The organism is Croceibacterium aestuarii (assembly GCF_030657335.1).
GTDB classification, from domain to species: Bacteria; Pseudomonadota; Alphaproteobacteria; order Sphingomonadales; family Sphingomonadaceae; genus Croceibacterium_B; species Croceibacterium_B aestuarii.
Map to the genome: position 1 here is coordinate 991,504 of NZ_CP131039.1, position 20,835 is coordinate 1,012,338.

The 20,835-nt window shown below is 66.1% G+C and carries 17 protein-coding genes; 13 read left to right on the plus strand and 4 right to left on the minus strand.

Annotation, left to right across the window (positions count from 1 at the left end):
• Positions 1-13: 13 nt before the first annotated feature.
• Together Q7I88_RS04770 and Q7I88_RS04775 are read left to right on the plus strand one after the other, a co-directional pair.
• On the plus strand, positions 14-811 hold the full coding sequence (locus Q7I88_RS04770) for an SDR family NAD(P)-dependent oxidoreductase (RefSeq protein ID WP_305097893.1): 798 nt from the start codon (positions 14-16) through the stop codon (positions 809-811).
• 610 nt (positions 812-1,421) lie between these two features.
• Positions 1,422-3,422: a TonB-dependent receptor plug domain-containing protein gene (locus Q7I88_RS04775; protein ID WP_305097894.1), complete on the plus strand. Its 2,001-nt coding sequence runs from the start codon at positions 1,422-1,424 to the stop codon at positions 3,420-3,422.
• Between the two features lie 3 nt (positions 3,423-3,425).
• Here Q7I88_RS04775 and dcd read toward each other — a convergent pair whose 3' ends face one another.
• The 4 genes from dcd to Q7I88_RS04795 form a co-directional block, all read right to left on the minus strand.
• A complete protein-coding gene (dcd, locus tag Q7I88_RS04780) occupies positions 3,426-3,980 on the minus strand; it encodes a dCTP deaminase (RefSeq protein WP_305097895.1) in 555 nt (184 codons plus the stop codon).
• Between the two features lie 96 nt (positions 3,981-4,076).
• On the minus strand, positions 4,077-4,274 hold the full coding sequence (locus tag Q7I88_RS04785) for a hypothetical protein (protein WP_305097896.1): 198 nt from the start codon (positions 4,272-4,274) through the stop codon (positions 4,077-4,079).
• Positions 4,275-4,351: 77 nt separating this feature from the next.
• The gene (gene putA / locus Q7I88_RS04790) at positions 4,352-7,465 is read right to left on the minus strand and encodes a bifunctional proline dehydrogenase/L-glutamate gamma-semialdehyde dehydrogenase PutA (RefSeq protein WP_305097897.1); all 3,114 of its coding nucleotides are present in this window, start codon (positions 7,463-7,465) and stop codon (positions 4,352-4,354) included.
• Positions 7,466-7,593: 128 nt separating this feature from the next.
• On the minus strand, positions 7,594-8,484 hold the full coding sequence (locus tag Q7I88_RS04795; protein ID WP_305097898.1) for an MBL fold metallo-hydrolase: 891 nt from the start codon (positions 8,482-8,484) through the stop codon (positions 7,594-7,596).
• A gap of 174 nt (positions 8,485-8,658) precedes the next feature.
• Between Q7I88_RS04795 and Q7I88_RS04800 the strand changes: the two genes are divergently transcribed.
• The 11 genes from Q7I88_RS04800 (at position 8,659) to Q7I88_RS04850 (ending at position 20,826) form a co-directional block, all read left to right on the plus strand.
• A complete protein-coding gene (locus Q7I88_RS04800) occupies positions 8,659-10,512 on the plus strand; it encodes a DUF3604 domain-containing protein (protein WP_305097899.1) in 1,854 nt (617 codons plus the stop codon).
• Positions 10,482-12,374 (plus strand): DUF3604 domain-containing protein, encoded by a 1,893-nt coding sequence (locus Q7I88_RS04805; protein WP_305097900.1) that lies wholly within the window; start codon positions 10,482-10,484, stop codon positions 12,372-12,374. Before Q7I88_RS04800 ends, Q7I88_RS04805 begins: the two co-directional genes overlap by 31 nt.
• Positions 12,371-13,210 (plus strand): peptidylprolyl isomerase, encoded by an 840-nt coding sequence (locus Q7I88_RS04810; protein WP_305097901.1) that lies wholly within the window; start codon positions 12,371-12,373, stop codon positions 13,208-13,210. Before Q7I88_RS04805 ends, Q7I88_RS04810 begins: the two co-directional genes overlap by 4 nt.
• Positions 13,207-14,184, plus strand: a complete 978-nt coding sequence (locus Q7I88_RS04815) for a HupE/UreJ family protein (protein ID WP_305097902.1) — start codon at positions 13,207-13,209, stop codon at positions 14,182-14,184. Before Q7I88_RS04810 ends, Q7I88_RS04815 begins: the two co-directional genes overlap by 4 nt.
• A gap of 11 nt (positions 14,185-14,195) precedes the next feature.
• A complete protein-coding gene (locus Q7I88_RS04820) occupies positions 14,196-15,869 on the plus strand; it encodes a thiamine pyrophosphate-requiring protein (protein ID WP_305097903.1) in 1,674 nt (557 codons plus the stop codon).
• A gap of 70 nt (positions 15,870-15,939) precedes the next feature.
• Positions 15,940-17,193, plus strand: coding sequence for an FAD-dependent oxidoreductase (locus Q7I88_RS04825; protein WP_305097904.1), 1,254 nt, complete (start codon positions 15,940-15,942; stop codon positions 17,191-17,193).
• Complete coding sequence (locus Q7I88_RS04830) at positions 17,193-18,281, plus strand: alpha/beta hydrolase (RefSeq protein WP_305097905.1); 1,089 nt, start codon at positions 17,193-17,195, stop codon at positions 18,279-18,281. Before Q7I88_RS04825 ends, Q7I88_RS04830 begins: the two co-directional genes overlap by 1 nt.
• A 65-nt stretch (positions 18,282-18,346) precedes the next feature.
• A complete protein-coding gene (locus Q7I88_RS04835; RefSeq protein ID WP_305097906.1) occupies positions 18,347-19,258 on the plus strand; it encodes a hypothetical protein in 912 nt (303 codons plus the stop codon).
• Between the two features lie 28 nt (positions 19,259-19,286).
• The gene (locus tag Q7I88_RS04840) at positions 19,287-19,643 is read left to right on the plus strand and encodes a DUF6152 family protein (RefSeq protein ID WP_305097907.1); all 357 of its coding nucleotides are present in this window, start codon (positions 19,287-19,289) and stop codon (positions 19,641-19,643) included.
• Positions 19,644-19,660: 17 nt separating this feature from the next.
• A complete protein-coding gene (locus Q7I88_RS04845) occupies positions 19,661-20,029 on the plus strand; it encodes a DUF6152 family protein (RefSeq protein WP_305097908.1) in 369 nt (122 codons plus the stop codon).
• Positions 20,029-20,826 carry a hypothetical protein gene (locus tag Q7I88_RS04850; RefSeq protein ID WP_305097909.1) on the plus strand — a complete coding sequence of 266 codons (798 nt, stop codon included), beginning with the start codon at positions 20,029-20,031 and terminating at the stop codon, positions 20,824-20,826. Before Q7I88_RS04845 ends, Q7I88_RS04850 begins: the two co-directional genes overlap by 1 nt.
• Positions 20,827-20,835 lie beyond the last annotated feature (9 nt).

A 20,835-nucleotide genomic window follows, 5' to 3' on the forward strand; every position in this document is an offset into this window, starting at 1 on the left:
AGGAGAATTACGCATGGGTAAGCTCGATGGACACGTTGCCATGGTCACCGGCGCTGGCCGCGGGTTCGGCCGGGCGATTGCCGAACGACTGGCGGCAGAGGGCGCCAAAGTTGCGCTTTTGGCGCGGTCGCCGGGGGAGATCGGCGAGGCTGCCGCGGCTATCGGCAGCAACGCCTTGGCGGTGCCGTGCGACGTGACCGACCCGCGCTTGGTCGACAGCGCCGTGGCCACCGTTTCGAGCGAACTCGGCGCGATCGACATCCTCGTCTCCAACGCCGGGATTCCGGGCCCGTTCGGGCCGCTATGGGAAGTCGATCCCGAAGCGTGGTGGCAGGCCCAGGCGGTGCACATTCGTGCCCCCATGCTGCTGCTCAACCGGTTGCTTCCGGGTATGATCGAGCGGGGGACCGGTCACGCGGTGTGCGTTTCGGCCAAGGCGGCGCGGATCGTTGCACCCAACCTCTCGGCCTATTGCACGGGCAAGATCGCCCAGAACCGCATTGTCGCCGAGGCGGCCGCCGAGCTGGAAGGAACCGGCGTGGCGGTGTTCGCGATCGATCCCGGGTTCGTATTCACCAAGCTGGCGCGCGACACGATGGAAGACCCTGCGGCGCAAAAACACCTCGCCGGTATGGTCGCGCGGCTCAAGCAGCGCGAAACCGATCCCGGGGCCGACGCCGATCTCGAGCGCTGCGCCGACCGGGTGCTGGCGCTCGTCTCGGGCAAGTACGATGTGCTGTCCGGCAATTACTACGAACTCGACGACGATCTCGATGCGGCCTTGGCGGAACGGAAGAGCGCGCAGGGCTGATCGGCTGGTCGCAATTTCGGTGCGATCCGGCTCAGGCCTGTTTCGAGCAACGAGCTTGCCGCGGCATTAGGCTCCAGCATGTTATATTGTAACGCTAACGCGCAGAAGCGTCACGCGAGTGTCGGCATCATTCGCCGTCGGCACGCCCCTGCGCGTGGCTGGCTCCACCTCTCGCGCGTTCTGCTTTGCGCGGCGCTGCTCGTGCAGTGCGTGTTCGTCCAGTCGCATGTCCACGCTGCCCAGCCGGTGGGCCGCGCGGTGGCTGCTCAGTTGCACGGGGCAGACCGGGCGGCGAGCGTGTCGACCGATTCCGTCAACAAGGCGCCCGAATACTGTCTGCAGTGCTGGGAAGCGGCGATCGCGGGGCACTACGTCGCGCCGAACGCCAGTTTGGCTCCCCCGCCACCGCCCTCCATGCTTTGGGGTACTATCGCAGCAATGGCTCAGTGGTCGCTGCGACAGCCGCCACGCGGCTGGTTGGGCCGGGCTCCACCGCAATAACTCCGATTCATCGCTAAGAGTCCTGCCGGCGCAACCTGCGACGGACTTGTTTCCAGCGGCACCGGCGCGCTCAGGCTTGGCCGGCGCGCCGCACTCCGGAGTTTCAACCATGCGTTTCCTGTTTCTTGCCGGCGTGGCAGCCGCCGCGCTTCATCCCGATCTCGCCGCCGCCCAGGACCAGTCTCCCGCGCCGGACCTAGCGAGCGAGGACGAAATCATCGTCACCGCCTCGCCTTTCGGACACGAGCTCGACGACACCCCGGCAATCACGTCCTCGGTCGACAGCGACGATATTCTCAAGAGCGGTGGCTCCTCGATCGCCGCAGCGCTGTCGAAAGTGCCGGGCGTCGCCGGCACGGGCTTCGCCTCGGGCGCCAGCCGCCCGGTTATCCGCGGAATGGACTCCAACCGTGTCCGCCTGCTCGAGAACGGCACCGGTGTGTCCGACGTGTCCGACGTCGGGCCCGACCACGGCGTGCCGATCGACCCGCTGTCGGCCCGGCGCATCGAGGTCGTGCGCGGCGCAGCGACCCTGCGTTATGGCAGCCAGGCCATCGGCGGCGTGGTCAACGCGATCAACGACCGCGTGCCGACGTCGCTTCCGGCCAGCCCGTTCTCCGGAGAGGTGACCGGCAGCTACGGCACGGTCGACGACGCCTGGCAGGGCTCGGCGCTGGCCGACGCGGCGGTCGGCAATCTCGCGCTCCACGCCGATGCCTTCGTCCGCGACGCCGGCGACTATTCGACGCCGCTGGGAACCGAGGCGAACACCTTCTTCACCGGCCACGGGGCTTCGCTGGGCGGGTCATATTTCTTCGGCGGCAGCGACAGCCATGTCGGCGCGGCAATCGAGCGATACGATGCCAAGTACGGCATTCCGGCCGAGACCAGCCACATCGACATGACCCAGACCAAGCTGCTGACGCGCTCGTCGTTCGCGCTCGGCACGGGACTGCTCAAGACGCTCAACGTCGATGGCAGCTACGCCGACTACCAGCATTCCGAGATCGATAGCGCCGGCATGATCGCCGCGACATTCACGAACAAGGAATACGATACCCGCGCCGAATTGCTCCTCAACCCGATCGGCATGCTCGCCAACGCGGCGCTCGGCGCAGAATACCAGCACCGCGACTTCGCCGCGCTCGGCGATGCGAGCAGCTACCTGCTGCCGACCACCAGCGAGAACGTCGCCGGCTACCTGTTCGTCGACCTCCAACCGCTCGAGCAGCTTCACCTCGAGCTGAGCAGCCGGGTGGAGAACGTCGCGCTGACCGGAACTCCGGCCTCGGGGGCGTTCACCAGCCGAAGCTTCACCCCGCTCAGCGGCGCCTTGGGGGCGCTTTACGAGCTAGGCGATGCGGTCAAGGTCGGCTTGCTGTTCTCCAGCACGGGCCGCGCGCCGGCGATCACCGAGCTGTTCGCGCGCGGGCCGCACGATGGGCCCGGTACCTTCGAGATCGGCGACCCCGACCTGACCATCGAGCGGGCCAATTCGCTCGAAGCCTCGCTGCGCGTGCGCTCCGGCGCGTTCCACCTCGAGGGCAGCGTCTATTCGAGCTGGTTCAGCCACTACATCTACGGCGACCTGACCGGCCGGACCTGCAGCGAGGACGGAAACTGCACAAGCGATCCCGGAGGCGATTTCCGCGAGATGTTCTATCGCCAGCAGGACGCGCACTTTCGCGGAATCGAGGGCAAGGCGAGCTACGTTCTGGCCGATGCGCCCGCGGGCCGGCTCGAGGCGAATGTCCTCGGCGACTACACCCGGGCAACGCTTGGTGACGGTAGCAACGTCCCGCGCATCCCGCCTTGGCGGATCGGGGGCGGGCTCGATTGGGGAAGCGACCGCGTCGATGCCGGTTTCACGCTCATCAAGGTCGCTCGGCAGGACGAGCCCGGAGCTTACGACACCCCCACTCCCGGCTATTACGATCTCTCGGCGCAAGTGGCGTGGCGGCCCTTCGCCGGCCGGCGCGGCATCGAGTTCGTCGTTGCCGGGCAGAACCTGGCGAACGAGGTCGCTCGCAACGCCGCATCGCTCAACAAGGACCTGGTCGTTCAGCCGGGGCGCAACGTCCGTCTAGTGGTTAAGTTCGCGCTACCCTGAATGTCAAAGGCGGGGCAGCGTGACCCCCCGCTGCCCCATGTATTTGCCCGCCCGGTCGGCATAGGTCACCTCGGGTCGTTCGTTGCCCTGCAGGAACAGGAACTGGCAGGCGCCCTCATTGGCGTAGATCTTGGCCGGCAGCGGCGTGGTGTTGGAGAACTCCAGCGTCACGTGTCCTTCCCAGCCCGGCTCGAGCGGGGTCACGTTGACGATGATTCCGCAGCGGGCATAGGTGCTCTTGCCAAGGCAAATCACCAGCACGTCCTCGGGCACGCGGAAATACTCGACTGTGCGCGCCAGCGCGAAGGAATTGGGCGGGATCACGCAAATGTCGGTCTCGCGATCGACGAAGGAATTGGACGCGAAGTCCTTGGGGTCGACGATCGCGCTGTCGACATTGGTGAAGATCTTGAACTCGGGCGCCACCCGCGCGTCGTATCCGAAACTCGAGAGTCCATAGGAAATGCAGCCGTCGCGCCGCTGGGCTTCGACGAACGGCTCGATCATGCCGTGGTTGAGCGCCTTGTCGCGGATCCAGTTGTCGGAGAGAATCGCCATGGGCGAGGGATTCCCGAAGTGCGCGCGCGGGGCAAGGGGACGCGCGGTTTATTCCCCTCTGCAATGGCACCGCCGGGGTGAGTCGCCGCCCTCTTACTAGCGCAAGGGCCCGGCTTCCTGGCGCTGTTTCAGGGTTCTGGCGATCTGCAAGCAGATCGTCGCCAGCCAGATGATGTTGCACACGAGCATGGCGCGCACGGGAATCCAGCCCATCAATCGATAGACCAGCATCGATATGTAAGTACCGTATCCAACGCCGATCAAAAGGTCCCAAAAGTTGAAAGGCCGATCCATTACTCACATCCTCCATCGGACATCGAGGAGGTCGAAAGCTATCCGCTCACTGGCAACGGCACAACCGCCGGCCCGCTCTACCCTCCCGCCAGCAGGCTCGCGTTGCCGCCTGCCGCCGTAGTGTCGATAGTCGTCACGCGCTCGGTGGCGAAGCGGTAGAGGTAATGCGGACCGCCGGCCTTGGGGCCGGTGCCGGACAGCCCCTCCCCGCCGAACGGTTGACTACCGACCACCGCGCCGATCTGGTTGCGGTTGACGTAAAGGTTGCCCACGCGGGTGTTCGCCTCGACATGGCGGTGCACCGCGTCGATCCGGCTGTGCAGCCCCAGCGTCAACCCGAAGCCGGTCGAATTGATGTCCTCGATCACCCGGTCGAGCTCGCCGGCCTTCCACCGCGCCACGTGCAGGACGGGACCGAAATGCTCCTTCTCGAGCTCGCGGATCGAGCCAATCTCGATGATCGTCGGGGCGACGAAGCTTCCGGCCTTGGCGGCATTGGGCAACTTGCGACGCCAGACACGATGTTTCGAGCGCTTCATCGACGCGATGTGCTTCTCGAGATTGGCCTGCGCGTCCTCGTCGATCACCGGGCCGATGTCCGTATCCAGCTTCGCCGGGTCGCCGATGACCAGCGCCTCGAACCCGCCGCGGATCATCTCCAGCATCGAATCGGCAACTACGTCCTGCAGGTAGACCACGCGCAGCGCGCTGCAGCGCTGCCCGGCCGACTGGAACGCGCTGGCGAGCACATCGCGGGTGACCTGCTCGGGCAGGGCGGAACTGTCGACGATCAATGCGTTCTGTCCCCCAGTCTCGGCGATCATCGGCACCACACCGCCCTTGCGCTCGGCCAGCGTGCGGTTGATTGCGTGGCTGGTCTCGGTGGAGCCGGTGAAGGCGACCCCGGCGAGGCGCTCGTCGCCGGTTAGCATCGCCCCGACCTTGCCGCCGCCGGTGACGAGCTGGAAAGCATCGGCCGGAATGCCGGCCTCGTGGCAGAGCCGCACGGCGAGCGCCGCGATCAGCGGCGTCTGCTCGGCCGGCTTGGCCAGCACGCTGTTGCCCGCCGCCAACGCGGCTGACGACATGCCGGTGAAGATTGCCAGCGGAAAGTTCCACGGGCTGATGGTGACGAACACGCCGCGGCCGTGAAGCTTGAGATAGTTGTCCTCGCCGGTCGGCCCGGGCAACCGGTGCGGACGACCGAATTCGCGCCGCGCCTGGTCGGCGTAGTAGCGCAGGAAGTCGACCGCCTCGCGGACCTCGAGCACCGAATCGAGCAGCGTCTTGCCGGCCTCGCGCATGCACAGGCTGATGAAATCGGTGGTGTGCGCCTCGTAGAGGCGGGCCGCTTCCTCGAGCAGCTCGGCGCGCGAAGCGCCGCCAAGCGCGTCCCAGCCGGGCTGTACCGCTCTGGCGCGATCGAAGGCGAGGTTCACGTCGGCCTTGGTCGCATCGCGGCAGGTGCCGACCACGGCGCCGTCGTCCTGCGGACTGATGATCTCGTAGGCCTTGCCGCCCTTGCCGAGCGTCGGCCCGGCTTCCCATTGCCGCCCGGCCAGCGAAGCAATCGCGTCCATCAACGGTTCGCGCACCAGCGGATCGGCGAGGTCGACGCCGGCGCTGTTGAGCCGCCCGGGGAAGATCTCCGCAGGCAGTGGGATGGTCGGATTGCGCAAGGGGTTGAGCGCGGCGAGGTCCTTGACCGGATCGGTGGTTAGCTCCTCGATCGGCACCTCGGCGTCGGCCATGCGGTTGACGAACGAGGAGTTGGCCCCGTTCTCGAGCAGCCGCCGCACGAGATAGGCGAGCAGGTCCTTGTGCCCGCCGACCGGCGCATAGATGCGCACCGTGGTGGGCTTTTCACCGGCTTTCTCCTCCTGTTCGGCAAGCTCTTCGTAGATGTCCTCGCCCATGCCGTGGAGGCGCTGGAACTCGAGTTCCTTCGAGCCGGCAAGCGCCTTGATTGCGCCGATCGTATAGGCATTGTGGGTTGCGAACGCGGGGTAGATTACGTCCTCCGCCTGGAGCATCCGTCCCGCACAGGCGAGGTAGGAAACGTCGGTCGCCACCTTGCGGGTGAACACGGGGTAGTCGCGCAGGCCGTTCACTTGCGTCAGCTTGATTTCGGTATCCCAGTAAGCGCCCTTGACCAGCCGGACCATGAGCCGGCGGTTGTGTTTGCGGGCGAGGGCGATGGTCCAGTCGACCAGCGGCAGCGCGCGCTTCTGGTAGGCCTGGATAGCGAGGCCAAAGCCTTCCCAGCCGCCCGCGAACAGGGCGTCGTCCGCGACCAGCGCCTCGATGATGTCCATCGACAGCTCGAGCCGATCGGCTTCCTCGGCATCGACGGTGAAGTGTATATCGGCCTCGCGCGCCAGCATGGCGAGCTCGCGCAGCATCGGTACCAGCGCCGCCTTCGCCGCCTCGCCGTGATAGAAATCGTATTTCGGGTAGAGCGCCGAGAGCTTGACCGAAATGCCGGGACTCTTGCGGAAGCCACCTTTGGCCTCGCGCGCCAGACGGCGGATGGCGGCCTCGTAGTTCGCCCGGTAGCGCTCGGCATCGGCGAATGTCATGGCCGCCTCGCCGAGCATGTCGAAGCTGTGCACCAGCCCTTCCTTGCGCTCGGGCGCGGCGCGTTTGAGCGCTTCCTCGATGGTCCGCCCGAACACGAACTGCCCGCCGAGAATACGCATCGCCTGCAGGGTCGCCTTGCGGATCACCGGCTCGCCGAGCCGCCCGACGGCGCGCTGCAGCGCTTTGCCCATGCCATGTTCGGTCGCCTTGCCGCCGCGCAGCACTTCGCCGGTTAGCATCAGCGAGAAGGTGGCCGCATTGACGAAGGTGGAGGTGCTCTCGCCGAGATGCTCGCCCCAGTCGATCCCGGCGAGCTTGTCGTGGATCAGCGCGTCGGCGGTCCCGGCATCGGGCACGCGCAGCAGCGCTTCTGCCAGGCACATCAGGGCGATGCCTTCCTCGGTGGCGAGGCCGTAGCTGTGCAGGAAGGCGTCGAGCCCGGCGGCCTTGCGCTTGCGTGCGCCTGCGATCAGCTTGCCGGCGAAGGCGGCTGCTTCGGGTTGCAGCGCGCTTGCCGGCGCGGCTTGACGCAAGCGCTGCTCGATGCAGGCCTCTTCGTCCATGCGGAAGGCGTGGCGCAGCGCGGTGCGGTCGAGGGGGGATAGGGCCATTGCGGGCGCCTTGAACCCGGTTTCACTTGCAATCAAGAGAGTCGCTCACCCCGTGTGTTTGCTGGTTTCAATCAGACCTACACGGATGCCGACACGATAGGTTCCGGGCTGTCTCGCTCGCGCGGCTCCTATTCTGCTACCCATTCGTAGCGGAATGCATCGCCATCGCGCAGCACGCGCCCGGCGCTGGTGCGGCGGAAATGCGCCGGGAAACATAGCAAGCCGTCATCCGCCGCCCGCTCCATGGTCCGCTTGCGCGTGACGCTGGCCGCGGCCCCGTCGGTGTCGAAGGCGAAGCGCAAGTCATGGCGGATGAGCTGGACGGGGTGGTGAATCACGTCGCCCCAGAACAGTGCCGGCGCTCCGCCGGCCTGCGCGGAGATCGTGCAGCAGCCCGGCGAATGGCCAAACGCCGGCTCCATCCACACCCCGTCGGCAATCTCGCCCAGCGCGATGTGGTCCTCGTCGACCAGCTCGCCCTTCCCGGCCTCCATGATCGGCAAAATCGAATCGAGGAAGGCGGCGAGATGCACCGCTTCGCTTTCGGGCGCGCTCATGAAATATTCGTAGTCCCGCTTGCCGAACAGGTAGCGGGCATTCTCGAAGGTCGGCACCCACTTGCCGTTGTCGAGCCGGGTGTTCCAGCCGACGTGGTCGAAGTGCAGGTGGGTGCACATGACCAGGTCGATGTCGCCGGGCGCGAATCCGGCGCGGCGCAGGTTTCCGAGGTAATCGGTGTTGAGGCCCGAGACCTCCGGAATCAGCCGCTGCTTGTCGTTGCCGTCGCAGGTGTCGATCAGCACGGTCGTCCCGTCGATCTCGATGACCCACGAATGGACCGAAAAGGTCATCAGGCTGGTCTCGGGATCGGAATTGACCTCGTCGAGCTGATCGTACCAGGTCAGCAGCCGCGCCATGTCGGCGCTGGTGACACCGGGCAACTGGCCGAGCAGTGGCACGGGCGAATCCATCTCGTAAACCTTGTGAATTCGCATCCGGCCGAGCTGAATCGGTTGCATGGCGCTCTCCCTCGAACGCCATCGTGCCCCAACCGCACGCGCTGCGAAAGCCTGCAAAGCGATAACCAGCTGGTTATTGCGGTGATAGGCTGCACCTCACTTCCCCGGGGTCGGTCAAACTGACATGGTGCCCCTGCAAGGGAGCCATGGAGTTCCGGGGAGAGGGTGAAGACCATGGCGGGCAACCGAACGGCGACGGGCGTAATGGCGAGCATGGCAGCCGTGGCGGCCATCGCGGCTTGTTCGCCGGCCTCGCCACGCACCGAGGCGGGGCGTCCGGCCGTCGAGGCAGCGGCTGCGGCCGTGCCCGTGGCGAGCGATGCCGGCGACCGCGTGGTGCTTTTCGGTGATCTCCACCTGCACACCAGCTATTCGCTCGACGCGGCCGCTTCGAAGACCGAGACCACGCCCGACGATGCCTATCGCTATGCCATGGGAGAGCCTGTCACCTATCTCGGCCGCACGGTGCAGCGCCGCGCTCCGCTCGATTTCCTCGCCGTGACCGACCACGCCGAATACCTCGGCAACGTGCGCAAGGTGATGAGCGGCGAGATGCCGCCGCCCAGCCGGGACTGGGTGCCGCTCATGGGGCATCACGGCGGCGCCGACATGTTCAAGCTGTTCCGCCTCGCTGTCGCCGGCCTGTACGGCGAGGACCGCGAAGGACTGACCAACCCGGCGCTGGTCTATTCGAATTGGCAGGACGAGATCGCGGCGGCCGAGCGTAATTACCGCCCCGGTCGCTTCACCGCGCTGGTCGCCTTCGAATATTCGCCGACGATCCGGTCGAACGGCGGGCACATGCACCGCAACGTCATCTTCCGCGGGCCGAAGTACCCGGCGATGCCGTTCGGCTCGACCGATTCGATGCACCACGAGGCGCTGTGGGCCTATGCCGAGCAGAACCGGCGCGAGGGGATCGAATCGCTGATGATCCCGCACAATTCCAACCTGTCTTCGGGCATGGCGTTCGGGCTGACCGATACTTACGGCAATCCCATGACCGCGGACTACGCGGCCCGGCGTGCGCGCAACGAACCGCTAGTCGAGATGACCCAGATCAAGGGGACGAGCGAGACCCGGCCCGAACTATCACCCGGAGACGAATTCGCCGATTTCGAGCTCATCGCCAGCAAAGGCGATGCGCAGGCCAATTATGTCCGGCCCGGACTCAAGCGAGGGATGGAACTGGCCGAGACGCTCGGCGTCAATCCGTTCGCGCAGGGCTTCGTCGGGGCGAGCGACTTCCACTCGGGCGTCTCGGCGAGCGAAGAGGACAACTACCCTGGCGGCCTCGGTCTGTCCGACGACCCGGCCAATGCCGAGGAAATCCTCACTGCCGATTCGCCGGTCATCGGCAGCCCGCTAGCCAATCTCTCGGCCTCGGGCATCACCGGCGTGTGGGCCGACGCGAACACCCGCGAGGCGATCTTCGACGCGCTGCGCCGGCGGGAGACCTACGCCACCTCGGGCCCGCGCATCCGTGTACGGATGTTCGCCGGCTGGGGTGACGCGACGGCGTTGACGAAAGGCGGCGACTGGGCCCGCAGGGCCTATCGCTGGGGTGTGCCGATGGGAGGCAACCTCGCCCATCCGGTCTCCGGGGCGGGCGGACCGAGTTTCGTCGTGCAGGCGGCCAAGGATCCGCTCTCGGGCAATCTCGACCGCATTCAGGTGGTCAAGCTGTGGCGCGAACACGGAAAATCCTACGAGAAAGTCTACGACGTTGCCTGGTCGGGCAATCGCCGCCGCGGCGCGGACGGCAAGGTCGGCCCGGTCGGCAACACTGTCGATGCCCGAACCGCGACCTACAACAACTCGATTGGCGCCGCCGAGCTGGTCGGCACCTGGCACGACCCGGATTTCGATCCTGCCGAACGGGCGATCTATTATGCGCGGGTCATCGAAATCCCGACGCCGCGCTGGGCGACCTATCTCTCGGTCAAGAGCGGCATTCCGCTCTCGCCGACCACCAGACCCTGGCTGCAGGAGCGCGCATGGACATCGCCCGTATACTACACCCCGTAACCCTCACCGTCCTCGCCGCGCTGGTGCTGGCCGGCTGCACGCAGCAGTCGCCCGCGCCCGCGGACCGTCCGCTCAAGGTCGAACTGGCCGGTTCGACCCGCGTTTCGGCACCGGCGGGAGATCGAATGCTGCTGTGGGGCGATACCCACGTGCACACGATCAATTCGGCCGACGCCTTCAGCTCGGGCAAGGCGGCGGCCGACATCGATACCGCCTATCGCTTCGCCAAAGGCTTCCCCGTCGTTCATCCGCGCACCCAGACGCGCATACGCATCGACCGCCCGCTCGATTTCATCGTCATCTCCGACCACGCGGAAAACCTCTCGGTCCCGATCCGGGTCGCGCACGAAGATCCGGCGCTGCTGGCCAATCCGACCGGCCACCGGCTGTGGGAACTGTTCAAGGAGAAGGGTGCCCGCGCGCTGTCGGCGGCGGTCATGGGACTCGCCCTGCCGCCGGACCAGGCGCGGGCGCAGTACGACGCGCTCAACGATCCCGCGGTACGCCAGCCGGCATGGAACGCCGAGGCCGCCGCGGCCGACCGCTACAACGAACCGGGCAAGTTCACCGCTTTCGTCGGCTGGGAATGGACCTCGTCGCCCAACATTCGCAACCTGCACCGCGTGGTGATGACCGATACGGACGGCGTCACCGCGCGCCAGTTCCTGCCCTACAACTATTACCAGAGCGAGCGACCCGAGGACCTGTGGCGTTTCCTGGAGCAGACGAAGGCGCGCACCGGGGTCGACTTCCTGGCGATGCCGCACAACTCGAACCTGTCGGAGGGTCTGATGTTCGCCCTGACCGACAGCGACGGAAAGCCGTTCACCGCACAGTATGCGCGGACCCGCCAAGCCTGGGAGCCGGTGGCGGAGATCGCCCAGTACAAGGGCACCTCGGAAACCGACCCTGCGCTTTCGCCGAACGACGAGTTCGCCGGATTCGAACTGCGCAATGCTTTGCTCACTGGGCAAGCGATCAAGCCGATGGCCGGGTCCTATGTCCGCACCGCGCTGATGCGCGGCCTGGCCGAAGAGCAGCGCATCGGAGTCAACCCGTTCAAGCTCGGCATCGGCGGCGCGACCGATACGCATACCGGCTTCAGCACGGTCCGCGAGGAAGCCTTCCTCGGCAAGATGGGTGAGGACGTTCTGCCCTCGGAACGGATCGGCGACAACTTGCCGCCCGTGCCGTTCCACGCGGCCGAAATGTCCGCCGCGGGCCTGACCGGCGCGTGGGCCGATCACAACGACCGCAAGTCGATCTTCGCGGCGTTCCGCCGCCGCGAGGTCTACGGCACCAGTGGCCCGCGCATGAGCGTGCGGCTGTTCGCCGGATACCGCTTCGCCAGGGGCGACGAGAACGCGCGCGATTTCGGCGCCATGGGCTACCGCAAGGGCGTGCCGATGGGCGGCCAGCTCGCGCCGTCGACCGGCGCGGCCCCGCAATTCGTCATCCGCGCGGCGAAGGACCCGCGCGCTGCGGGGCTCGACCGCGTGCAGGTGGTCAAGGGCTGGGTCGACGCCGGCGGCAACACGCACGAGAAGATCTTCGACGTCGCCTGGTCTGGAAATCGCCGGATCGGCGCCGACGGCAAGCTGCCGGCGGTCGCCAATCCGGTCGACAAGGTGCACTGGCGCAATGACTGGAACGCTGGGGCGAGCGAGCTGGCGACGTTCTGGAGCGATCCGCAATTCGATCCGAAGCAGCGCGCGTTCTATTACGTCCGCGTGCTGCAGGTTCCGACTATCCGCCAGCACGTCTACGACGCACTCGCGCTGGGCATCGACCCGGAAACGCTGAGGTTCTCGACCACGCTGCAGGAACGCGCCTGGTCTTCCCCGGTGTGGTACGCTCCGTGAAGGCACCCGGCTGGCTGCGCGAGCCGCTTGTCCATTTCCTGATTGCCGGCGTGCTGCTCTACTTCGGCGCTTCGCTGCTTTCGCCGGTCCCGGAGGCAGGGCACGTCATCGTCGTGGACGACGATGCCCTGGCGACCAGGCTACTGCAGCAGACCGGCACGACCGACCGACAGGCGGCGCTCAGGGCGTTGCAGGCGATGCCGGCCGCCGACCGGCAGAAGCTGGTCCGCGAAACCGCTGCAGACGAGGCGCTGTGGCGCGAAGGGCGGGCGCTCGGCCTCGACACGGTCGACGGCGTGGTGCGCATGCGCACCATCCAGCAGATGCGGCAGGTCCTGACCCAGGAGGCCGCGAGCGACATTTCGGTCGGCGATGCCGAAGTGCGCAAGTTCTACCAGGACAACAAGGCCGCTTATGCCGAACCGGCTTCGGCCAGTTTCAGCCACCTGTTCTTCGCCGGCCCCGATGGCAAGGTTCGCGCCGGGGCGGCGCTGGCGCGGCTGCGCAAGGACGCGAGCGCGCAGGAATACGGCGATCGGTTCCTCTACCAGACCAATTACGCGGACGCCGGGACCGAGGAACTCGCCGGGCAGTTCGGCATCGGCTTTGTTCAGTCGCTGCTTGCCCTCCAGCCCGGACCCGGCTGGCAGGGGCCGGTCAAGTCCGACCATGGCTGGCACCTGGTGCAGCTCCGCGAGCTGACGCCGGCCAATGTGCCCGCTTTCGAGGAGATCGAAGGGCGGGTGCGCGAAGACGCCATGGCGGCGAAGCGCAACGCCGTGACCGCCGAGGCGGTCGCCAAGTTGCTCGGCCGCTACGAGGTGCGCGCGCGGTGATCCGGTTTCTGTGGCTTGCCCTGTTGCTGGCGCTGATCCCCGGCGCGGCGCGGGCCGACGACAACCGTCCGCTGGCGATGACCCTCGACGAGGGCAAGCCGGGCGAGTGGGACATGCGCTGGCGCGTGCCGGCCAACCTTGCCGCCCACATGGTGCCCGAGGCGAGCGTGCCGGATGGCTGCGAAGCGCTCGGTCCCAGCCGCCGGTGGAGCGATGCGCTGGGCTACTGGGGCGGGGTCCGTTTCCGATGCGGCGAGCCGCTGGCAGGCAAGTCGATCGCACTGGCCTATCCGCGCAGTGCGCCGCCGCTGGCGACCATCGCCCGCCTTCACCCGGCGAGCGGCGCGGAGGAGACGATTCTCGCCCAGCCCGGTGAGCTCGCGGTGGCCATTCCCGCCCATCCTGCCGAGGAAAACCTGTTCCTGCGTTTCCTGCGCCTCGGCGTCGAACACATCTGGACCGGGATCGACCACCTGCTGTTCGTCGCTGGACTGATCTTCATCGCCGGGACCTGGCGGCGCACCGCGGTGACCATCACCGGGTTCACAATCTCGCATTCGATCACCCTGGCGCTCGCCGCGCTCGGGCTGATGACCTTCCCGCCCGGCGCGGTCGAGGCAGTGATTGCGCTGTCGATCGTGTTCCTCGCGGTGGAGATCGCCAAGGGTCCGCGCGACACGCTGACCTGGCGCAGGCCGGTGTTCGTGGCGATGAGCTTCGGCTTGTTGCACGGCTTCGGCTTCGCCGCCGTGCTCGGGCAGATTGGCCTGCCCAAGGAAGGGCTGGTCACCGCGCTGCTGGCCTTCAACCTCGGCATCGAGCTGGGCCAGGTGATCTTTGCCGCGCTGGTGTTCGCGATGCTTCATGTCCTTGCCCGACTGCCGGCGCTTGGCAATCCCCACCGGGTCCAGCGGATTGCCGCCTATTGCGTGGGAATCCTCGCCAGCTACTGGATGTTTGACCGAATCAATTGAGGGGAAGTGAAGTGCGGCAGGGGAGCGGCAAGGCCGACCAGCAGGTGCACGCCAACGGCACGGTGGCCGACGCCATCGCCGCGGTGCTCAAGCGCGAGGGGGTGGAGATCGTCTTCGGCTATCCGCGCAACCAGATCCTCGAAGCGGCGGCGCGGATCGACATCCGCACCGTGATCGTGCGCCAGGAACGCACCGGCATGCACATGGCCGACGCGGTCAGCCGGATGAGCAAGGGCGGCCAGATGGGCGTCTTCGTCATGCAGCAAGGTCCCGGCGCGGAAAACGCCATGGGCGGGGTGGCGCAGGCCTTTGCCGAAAGCGTGCCGGTGCTGGTCATGCCGCAGGGCTATGCGCTCAGCCAGATGTACGTGCCGCACAATTTCAACTCGGTCCGCTCCATGGCGACTTATGCCAAACACGCCGAACCGCTGACCAGCGGCGACCAGGTCGTGCCGGTGATGCGCCGCGCCTTCTCGATGCTCCGCAACGGCCGCCCGCAGCCGGTGGTGATCGAGCTGCCCTACGACGTGCTCGACAAGCCCTACCAGGGCGACTTCGAGTACGTTCCCGGCAAGGTGCTGACCTCGCAGTCGTCCGCCGAAAGCATCTCGGCCGCGCTCAACCTGCTGATGAGCGCGAAGAACCCGGCAATCTACGCCGGGCAGGGCATCCACTGGTCCGAAGCCTACGACGAACTGCGCGCCTTGGCCGAGCACCTGGCCATTCCGGTGATGACCAGCCTGCCGGGCAAGTCCGCGTTCGACGAGACCCACCCGCTGGCGCTCGGTTCGGGTGGCAACGGGATCAACGGCTGCGTGCGCAAGTGGCTCGACGAGTGCGACGTGCTGTTCGGCGTCGGTTGCAGCTTCACCGCGACATCGTTCGGCCTCGCAATTCCCGCCGGCAAGCGGGTGATTCACGCCACGCTCGATCCCCTCGACGTCGACAAATCGGTACCGAGTGAAGTGGCGCTGGTCGGCGATGCGAAGTTGACCCTGGCGGCCATGCTTGCCGAGGCGAAGCGGCGCGAGCCCACTCCGCGCGACAATTCCGCGGTGGCGCAGGCGATCAAGGATTGCGAACGCGAGTGGTTGGCCAACTGGGAAGCCAAGCGATCGCAGGAGACTTCACCGCTTTCGCCGTACCGCGTGCTGCGCGACCTCTACGACACCGTCGATGTCGACAATACCATCATCACCCACGACGCCGGCTCCCCGCGCGACCAGCTCGTGCCGTTTTGGAAGTCGACCTCCCCGCACAGCTATATCGGCTGGGGAAAGTCGACCCAGCTCGGCTACGGCCTCGGCCTCGCCATGGGCGCCAAGCTCGCATGCCCGGACAAGCTGTGCATCAACGTCTGGGGCGATGCGGCGATCGGCTTTACCGGCACAGACCTCGAGACAGCGGCGCGCGACGGAATCCCGATTCTCTCCATCCTGCTCAACAACGAGGCGATGGCGATTGAGCTGCCGATCATGCCGGTGGCGACCGAGAAGTATCGCGCCACCGACATCAGCGGCGATTACGCGATGTTCGCCCGTTCGCTCGGCTGCCACGGCGAGCGGGTGACCGAAGCAAGCGAAATCGTCCCGGCGCTGCAACGCGCGATCGCGGCGATCGAAGCGGGACAACCCGCGCTGGTCGAGTTCATCACCGAAAAGGAAACTCAAATATCCCGCGGCTGAATTGTCAGCATACACCTTTGCCTGAATCAAATCAGCCGATAGGACTCCACCGCTGAGGAGAGATTCAGGGATGAGCGAGCGCAGGGACGTAATCGTGGTCGGGGCCGGACCGGTCGGAATGCTGACCGCGCTGACGCTGGCCCAGGGCGGGGCCTCGGTTACGGTGCTCGAGCGTGAGCCCGATATCATCAACAGCCCGCGGGCTGCGGTTTATTTCCCTTCAACGCTGATCATCCTGGAAGAGCTGGGCCTGCTCGACGAGCTCAATGCGATAGGGTTCCAGAATCGGGACTTCGGCACCCACGTCCCCGAATTCGGCTATTCGTCGGTGGTCAGCACCGAGCCGGTCGAGGGTATTCCCTACGACTACCAACTGCATGCCGGGCAGCACGACGTCGCTCGCGTAGCGATGGAGCACGCGATCGAGTGCGGCGTGGAGATATTGTTCGATCACGAGGTAACTGCGTTCACCGACTCCGCGGACGGGGTCAGCGTCACGGTCAGCTCGGCCGACGGGGAGAAAACCTTTGCCGCCGACTGGCTGATCGGCGCGGATGGCGCGCGCAGTACGGTGCGCCGATTGGCCGACATCAAATTCGAAGGGCACACCTGGCCCGAGCGTTTCGTCGCCACCAACGTGAAGTTCGACTTCCGTCGCCTCGGCTACTGCCAGGCCAATTTCGTCTGCGACCCGGTCAACATGGCGGTGATTGCCCAGCTCGACCGCGACGGTTTGTGGCGCTGCACCTACATGGAGGACGCGAGCCTGCCGCTCGACACCTACGAGGAGCGGATTCACCAGCGCTACGAATGGTTCATGCAGGGGAGCAAGGATTACGAACTCGTCTCCTCGAGCCCCTACATGCTGCACCAGCGCGCGGCGGAGACCCTGCGCAAGGGCCATGTTCTGCTCGCCGGCGACGCGGCGCATGCGACCAACCCGTGCGGCGGGCTCGGCCTGACCTCCGGAGTGTGGACCGGCGTGGTGCTGGCCGATGTGCTCGGCGCGGTGATCCGCGGCGAGGAAGATGAGGATATCCTCGACCGTTTCTCCAGTGAGCGGCGGCGGGTGTTCTGGGATGTCGTCTCCCCGGCGGCGACAGAGAACAAGCGCATGCTGCAGGAAAAGGACCCCGAACAGCGCCAGAAGGACCTCGCCGCGGTGAAGGCGCTGTCAGAGAACCCCGAATCCGGGGCGCTGCTGATGCTCTTCGCCTACAAGGTGATCGGCGACGTGCTGCGGCCCGGCTCGCGCTGGGCCGACGCCGACCCGACGCCGCGCGTGGCGATCGACATTGCCGGCCGGCAGGGGCAGATTCACTGATGGCGCGCGACGTGCGGCCGGCGGCGCTCCACGCGGCGGGCAGCGGTGAGCCGCTCGAACTGGCGGCACAGGGCTTCTTCTGGACCGGCGGCGAGCTGATCGACCATCCGGTGGCGGGCAAGGCGATGCGCGGCCAGCAGTACAACGAGTACTGGATTCCGCACGACCTGAAACACCGGTGGCCGATCGTGATGATACACGGCGGCGGCGGGCAAGGCACCGATTTCCTCGGCACCGCCGATGGGCGGGAAGGGTGGGTCCACTGGTTCGTTCGCCGCGGCTGGGCGGTCTACGTGGTCGATCGCCCGCAGCACGGCCGCAGCCCGTTCCAGCCGGCCTTCCAGGGCGAGATGGCCGGGCCCGGGCCGACAGTGTTCCTCGAACGGCTGTTTACCCGGCCGCAGGACTTCGATGACAATTACCCGCAAGCGAAACTGCACGACAAATGGCCGGGAACAGGCAAGATGGACGACCCTGCGTTCCTTGCCTTTCTGGCCGGGACCGGACCGACGCTGTCCGATGCGGCGCAGTGGCAGGCCGATGCGCAGCGCGCGGGGGCCGAACTGCTCGACCGCATCGGCCCGGCGATCTTGCTGACTCATTCTGCCGGCGGCCCGCCGGGATGGCTCATCGCCGATGCGCGCCCCGATCTGGTTAAGGGCCTGATCGCCGCCGAGCCGCTCGGTCCGCCGTTCGAGGCGATCAGCGGCCCGCTGCCCTACGGCATCGCCCACGCGCCGCTGACCTATGACCCGCCCCTGGCGGAAGGCGAAGAGCTTGCGAGCGAGGAGCGCGCTTCGCCCGGCGAAGGCTTGATTGCGTATAAGGTGCAGGCCGAACCTGCGCGGCGCCTGCCCAACCTTGCCGCGGGCTTTCCGGTGGTCGTCGTGACCGCCGAGGCTTCCTGGATGGCGGCCGACAACCACGCCGCGGTCGCGTTTCTGCGTCAGGCGGGTGTCGCGGCGGAGCATGTTCGCCTCGAAGAGCGCGGTGTCCACGGCAACGGCCACGCGATGCAGCTCGAGAGCAATAGCGACGACGTGGCGGCGATTATCGAAAATTGGCTGCTGGAGAAGGATTTGGGCTGACACCAGCCTCGTTCAGCGCTAAGCAATGTGAGAAAGTCAAAAAGGTCGCGATAAGGGAGAGGGTCTTGCGGTATTTGGTAATCCTTGCATTCCTGGCAGCCGGCCTAGCTACGCCTGCAGCGGCACAGGATGCCTATCCTGCCGAAGGCGACCTTCCGGCGCAGCCGGAGGTCGTGCGCCCGCTGACGCCTATTCCTCCCGAGCGATACAGCGAGATGGTGCCGAAGCACCCGGGCTATCTGGGTGCGCTGGCGCCCGAGAATCTCAACAAGCTGCGTCCCAAGCCCCCTTTCGACGTCACCGGGACCTGGTTCGTCGACCTGCACGAAGGCTTCGCCAAGTTCATGTTCGGGCCTCCGTATCCGAAGTTCTATGCCGAAGGACGCGAGGCGCTGATCGAGGCGCCCAAGTATGCCGCGCGCAACGAGACATATCATGACGCGATCGGCCAGTGTTACCCGCCGGGCATGCCGATGATCATGACGCGCGTGTGGCCGCACGCATTCATCCAGTTGCCGACGGCGATCTACATGATCTCGGGGTTCAACAACGCCGTCCGCACCATCTTCCTCGACGGGCGCGAACATACCGATCCGGATATCGTGGTGCCGAGCTACAACGGCGAGTCGATCGGTCACTGGGAAGGCGATACGCTTGTCGTCGACACGCGCTATTTCGAACCCGACCACCACTACATCGACGCCGGCATTCCGATTTCGGACCAGTTTGCCATGGTCGAGCGGATCTCGATGCCCAAGCCCGACAAGATGCGCATCGAATACATTATGACCGATCCCGACATGTGGGAAGGCGAGTGGCGCTCGGTCAAGGAATTCGATCGCGCTGACTACACCGACATCAACGAAAGCCACTGCATCCTGCAATACAACGAGAACCTGCCGGGCACCGAACTGGGCAGCAAGGCGGCGAAGGCGCGGGGGCAGACCGAACTCGAAGGAAGCGAAAATGGAAATTAGGCCATGGGCCCTTGCGGGTGCGGCGGCAATGCTGACTGCCACGCCGGCGCTCGCTCACCACAGTTTTGCAATGTTCGACCAGAAAAAGGTCATGACTCTGGAAGGTAAAGTGACCGAGTTTCAGTGGACCAACCCGCACGCATTCATCGAAATGGACGCGAGCGGCCAACACTGGTCGATCGAACTCAACAGCCCGAACAACCTCAAGCGGCAGGGCTGGCTGCGCTCCTCGCTGAAGAGGGGCGACAAGGTCACCCTGCGCATGAATCCGCTGCGCACCGGCAAGCCGGGTGGACTTTTTCTCGACCTGACGAAGGCCGACGGAAGTGTGCTCGATTCCGGGCTTCCGAAGAACGGTCAGCCGGTCAACGTGCCTCAGCCGTGAAGATTGGAGAAGCAACGATGAACACATTTGGCAAGCTGCTGCTCCCCGCGCTGGCGCTCAGCGCCGTGCCGGCCGCAGCGCATCATTCCTATTCCATGTTCGACATGAAGAAGACTATCGCACTCGATGCCACGGTGACGAAATTCAAGTGGCAGAACCCGCACAGCTTCATTCTCGTTGACGTCAAGGCGCCGGAAGGGACGGAAAACTGGGCCATCGAGATGACCAGCCCGAACAACCTCGTCCAGGAAGGCTGGAAGCGCTCGTCGCTCAAGCCCGGCGACAAGATCACGCTTTATGTCCACCCGCTCCGCACCGGGGCGAAGGGCGGCTCGTATGTCGGGGTCAAGCTGGTCGACGGTTCGACACTGGGCGACGTCGGTTAATGCGGGCGTGGACTGTTGCAGCGGCGGCGGCCGTCGCGCTTGCCGCCCCGGCTTCCGCACAACTCGGTGCTGCCCCGAAGTCGCCGCCGCCCAAAGGCGTGACCGCAGGCGAGGGCGCAGCGTATCCCAAGGGGCATTATGCCGCACTCGATGCGCTTCCCGATTGGGGGGGCATCTGGTTCGTCATGTTCGAGCGCCCCGCGCCCGGTTCGCCGCCACCGCCAAAGCCCAAGCTCAAGCCAGACTACGCCAAAAAGCTCGAGGAATTCCGCCGGCAGGTGGCCGAGAACGACGGCGTGGTGCCGCGCGCACGGTCCAATTGCAGCCCGCCTGGCATGCCGCGCATCATGCGCCTCGCCCAGTATCCTTACGAGTTCATCTTCGCGCCGGGCCGGGTGACCATCAACCAGGAAGCGTGGATGCAGACGCGGACCATCTGGACCGACGGACGGGCGCACGAGCAGGATCCCGATCCCACCTTCATGGGAGATTCTATCGGCCACTGGGATGGCGATACTCTTGTCGTCGACACGATCGGGATCGACCCGCAACTCGAGATGGACACAGGCGTGCCGCATTCCGACAAGTTTCACCTCGTCGAGCACATCCATCTGGACCCCGCCGATGCCGACGTGCTGGTCAACGAGATGACCATGGACGATCCCGAAGCGCTCGAGGAGCCGTTCCACGTGACGGCGCGCTATCGCCGCGACAGGTACGGCAAGCTACTCGAATTCCAGTGCTCCGAGAACGACCGCAATCCTGTCGACGAGGAAGGCCACACGCAATTTGAATGAGTTGAATGC

Bases quoted from the DNA above. Each gene is read 5' to 3' on its own strand.
- Q7I88_RS04830 (WP_305097905.1), top strand. From the start codon at position 17,193: ATGGCGCGCGACGTGCGGCCGGCGGCGCTCCACGCGGCGGGCAGCGGT.
- Q7I88_RS04845 (WP_305097908.1), top strand. From the start codon at position 19,661: ATGAACACATTTGGCAAGCTGCTGCTCCCCGCGCTGGCGCTCAGCGCC.
- Q7I88_RS04805 (WP_305097900.1), top strand. From the start codon at position 10,482: ATGGACATCGCCCGTATACTACACCCCGTAACCCTCACCGTCCTCGCC.
- Q7I88_RS04770 (WP_305097893.1), top strand. From the start codon at position 14: ATGGGTAAGCTCGATGGACACGTTGCCATGGTCACCGGCGCTGGCCGC.
- Q7I88_RS04775 (WP_305097894.1), top strand. From the start codon at position 1,422: ATGCGTTTCCTGTTTCTTGCCGGCGTGGCAGCCGCCGCGCTTCATCCC.
- Q7I88_RS04795 (WP_305097898.1), bottom strand. From the start codon at position 8,484: ATGCAACCGATTCAGCTCGGCCGGATGCGAATTCACAAGGTTTACGAG.
- putA (WP_305097897.1), bottom strand. From the start codon at position 7,465: ATGGCCCTATCCCCCCTCGACCGCACCGCGCTGCGCCACGCCTTCCGC.
- Q7I88_RS04840 (WP_305097907.1), top strand. From the start codon at position 19,287: ATGCTGACTGCCACGCCGGCGCTCGCTCACCACAGTTTTGCAATGTTC.
- Q7I88_RS04800 (WP_305097899.1), top strand. From the start codon at position 8,659: ATGGCGGGCAACCGAACGGCGACGGGCGTAATGGCGAGCATGGCAGCC.
- dcd (WP_305097895.1), bottom strand. From the start codon at position 3,980: ATGGCGATTCTCTCCGACAACTGGATCCGCGACAAGGCGCTCAACCAC.
- Q7I88_RS04785 (WP_305097896.1), bottom strand. From the start codon at position 4,274: ATGGATCGGCCTTTCAACTTTTGGGACCTTTTGATCGGCGTTGGATAC.
- Q7I88_RS04850 (WP_305097909.1), top strand. From the start codon at position 20,029: ATGCGGGCGTGGACTGTTGCAGCGGCGGCGGCCGTCGCGCTTGCCGCC.
- Q7I88_RS04825 (WP_305097904.1), top strand. From the start codon at position 15,940: ATGAGCGAGCGCAGGGACGTAATCGTGGTCGGGGCCGGACCGGTCGGA.